This is a genomic window from SAR324 cluster bacterium (assembly GCA_029245725.1).
GTDB lineage: Bacteria > SAR324 > SAR324 > SAR324 > NAC60-12 > JCVI-SCAAA005.
In genome coordinates this window covers 1-3,277 of sequence record JAQWOT010000405.1, presented here as the reverse complement: position 1 = coordinate 3,277, position 3,277 = coordinate 1, and the positions used below count along the sequence as shown (strand labels likewise).

Genomic DNA, 3,277 nt, shown 5'->3' with positions numbered 1-3,277 from the left:
ATGCCATGCAAAGCCTGATTTGGTAAAAGTTGATAGGTCTTGAGGAAGGTTTTCAATTCTCTGCGCTGCAGTCCCAATTCTTCTAGAAAACGCTCCTTGGTCAAGCGCTCCTTCACCAAAGCTTTCTGAACATTTTCTTGTTGGAACCATTGATCAACATTTTGCTGAAAATGGAACAGCTCGCTCACCAAAAAGTTACGTCCCACCTCTTGGGCTTTTCGAGAATTCTGCTGTCTCAGGCTACGGCGAATGTTCAGGTGACTTCTCGCGGTGATTGATTGTTCCAACCAGTTTCGGTCGGGATGCTGATCTGGACGAGCCAGAATTCGCACTGATTCACCGTGCTCCATTTTACGGTCACGTGAAACCCAATTTCGGCTACTCTGGTCCACACTTTGGGAGCGTGGAGCATTCACCAGCGCACCCACACAATAGTTTCCTAAATCAGTATGAATCTGAAAGGCAAAATCCAAAACCGTTGCCCCTGAAGGCAAGGTTATCATATCTCCTTTTGGAGTGAACACCTGGATTTGTTCTGACTGCAGGTAACCCATCACTTCCGCCATCCGCAGTTCCTTGTTTCCACTAAACAGATCGAGTTGCTCCAGGCAAGTACGGTAGTAGTTGGAGAGTTCACTTACCGAACCCTTCCAGTGCGCCATGATTCCGTATTCATTAAGTTGGCTCATCTGCTTTGAAACAATCTCAAAGGAAATTGGCTCACCATCAAAAATCACTTGGGTGTGCAGTCCTTGATGACCATTCCAAAGAGGATTACTAATGAAATCACGAATTTTCAGGGGAACGGCGTTTCGCTGGGTATGCAGAGCACCCAGGACTTGATAACTTTCCAAGGGCTCCTGAACTACCAAACGGTAGCCTTCCAAAACAGTTTCAGCATCTTCAGAACTGTGGATGTAAGAGGCCGGATGTGTCCAGATTTCCTCTATCCTTGTATTTTCCAAACCACATCGCTGCAGAACTTCCTCAATTTGACGATGCATTGCTTGGATGGAAGTTTCTTGCTGTTCTCTCAGTCGCTGTAGGTGTGCGAGAGTCCTCTTATAACGTTTGGGGTAGAGGTATCGGAAACAGAGCTCAGTGTGTTCCTGGCTAATTTCTTCAAGGCCAAAACGACGAGCCATGGGCACATAGACATTTAAGGTCTCCCGACTAATGCTGCGCTGCTTGTGCCGAGGCATCGCCTCCATGTCCTTCATGTTATCAAGGCGGTCAAAGAGCTTGATGAACATGGAACGGACATCCCGGACCATTGCGGCAAGCATCTTCTGATAGGTTGCTTCGAGGTCTGCTCCTTTTTTACCAGAATCCGTGGTGTACTTAATCTTCGTTAGCCCATCAACAATATCTGCATACCACTCCCCATAATTTGTAGAAAGGTAGTCCCAGGTGATCGATGTATCTTCGATAGCATCATGAAGGAGGGAAGCCACAACAGTAGGAGCATCAAGGCCCATATTGCATATGGATAAGGCTACTCGCAGAGGATGAACAATAACCGGTTGTCCAGATCTGCGAATCTGGTTGGCATGGTAGGCTTCAATGTCATCGAAGGCCTTTTCAAGGAGATTCTGCTCCAGTTCAGTACCACGTCGGCGTACATAGTCGCGGATCTGTTGTTTCAGATCCATCACTAATTGGAAGTATTCGTCTGCAGACTCTTGCACAGCAAAAGCACGTCCACTCAAATTTTCTGCTACCGATTCAGACACTTCGGACAACAGCAGTCCTCCTTATTCTCACTTTAATCGAGTAACTATCTTCACTAGCCTCATTGTGGACGGAAACTTAGGGATCGTCCCAGACCTGTGCAGAAACGCAAGCCCGAGCGTTCTGTAATCGGTTTCCAACCTACTTCATAGCGCTGATCCCAGGTCCACTCTCGAATTTCACGCATCAGTTCAAAACTGGCTCCGTCGGCCCAGAAGAACAGATACACCTCACTCGGAGACTTCTCAGCAAGCAGTTTTGTGAGCCAGCCATCGGCACGACTGACCTCACCCCACCACTGTCCAGCACCCAATTCTGGAAAGAATTGCAGACAATGATTCTGGCTTGATTGAGCAGTCAATTCCACACGGTAGCCTTCTAGGTCTGCCTTGAGAGGCATTTCTGGCTCACTGTCCAACTCACTCTGGAACGAACGATAGGCCGCAACACGATCCAGATAGAGCAGCCGATTATCCTGCAATACAAAAAGTAAACTACTTTTTTGTGAGGAATGTGACCATGGTATCCGCTTCTTTTCTATCGTTAACAAGTCATTCGTTTCTTCAGGCGAGGTCAGCTCATCCAGGGGACTCTCTACCACACTCAACAGCGCCATGAAAACTGCCAGGATGATCAGAATTCCAACACTGTTGGAGACAATATCCACCAGAGAATCTAGGCTTTCGGTAACCTGCGAGTTAGAATCTCGTCTCATTCTAACGGTTTAGCTTTACGTCGTTTTCGCTTTTTTCGCCGGACCTTTTCAGGCCCAAGTGATGGTTCGTCAGCGAGCGAAATTTCTTCTTTGGTGAGTGGCTCTAATTCCTGCCGTTGGTAATCTTCCTCCAATTGATTGAACCAACTTGTCAACCGGGGCACCATTTCTTCTTTGTTATTCTTTTCACAGAGGCTTACCATCCTGAGAAAAATCCCCCGCTTGGGCAGGACTCGGAGGGCCTGTTCGTAGGAAGTCATCGCTGATTTGTAGTCCTTGCTCACTTCTGCCTGAACTGCTTTTTCCAGCAGTTGTTGTTGTTGACGCTCCAACTCAGCCTCCTCCATTTCACGGATCTTCTTTTTTACTTCTCGTTGTGACTTCCAGTCTTCCAGTTCCCCATAAACGATGAACAGTTGCTTGAGTACTTTAATTGTTGGCAGGATCGCAATTGCTTGCTCCAGCTTATAGACTGCTGCTTTCAAATCAGGCTTCTTCAAGTCAGTTTGTGCCATCTCTAGGAAAGCTTCCCGCACAGCCTTCAACTCCTGCCGAGCCACTTTATTGCTTCTGTCCTTGCGCAAGGCTCGTTGAAACACCTTATAGGCATCATCCAAACTGTTTTTCTGCAGCAGCAGGTGCCCAATCCGATTTAGCAGTTCAACAGATTCAATTTCGGGAATCAACGGCTGGTAGATCTCAAGGGCCCTCTTGAAGTTCTGCCGTTCAAAATACTCTTCGCCCCTTTGGAAGCATTCTTCCAAATCAAAATAACCCTGTGATCGCTGCAGAAGCTTGTTGGTCATAAAGAAATGTCGTCGAGCCGGCATC

The 3,277-nt window shown here is 47.3% G+C and carries 3 protein-coding genes; all 3 read right to left on the bottom strand.

Annotated features, from left to right (window positions below):
* On the bottom strand, positions 1-1,733 hold a 1,733-nt coding region (locus tag P8O70_22165; protein MDG2199544.1), incomplete at its 3' end, for an HD domain-containing protein.
* A gap of 59 nt (positions 1,734-1,792) precedes the next feature.
* Positions 1,793-2,446: a hypothetical protein gene (locus P8O70_22160; protein MDG2199543.1), complete on the bottom strand. Its 654-nt coding sequence runs from the start codon at positions 2,444-2,446 to the stop codon at positions 1,793-1,795.
* On the bottom strand, positions 2,443-3,277 hold an 835-nt coding region (locus P8O70_22155; GenBank protein MDG2199542.1), incomplete at its 5' end, for a hypothetical protein. The genes P8O70_22160 and P8O70_22155, both read right to left, overlap by 4 nt.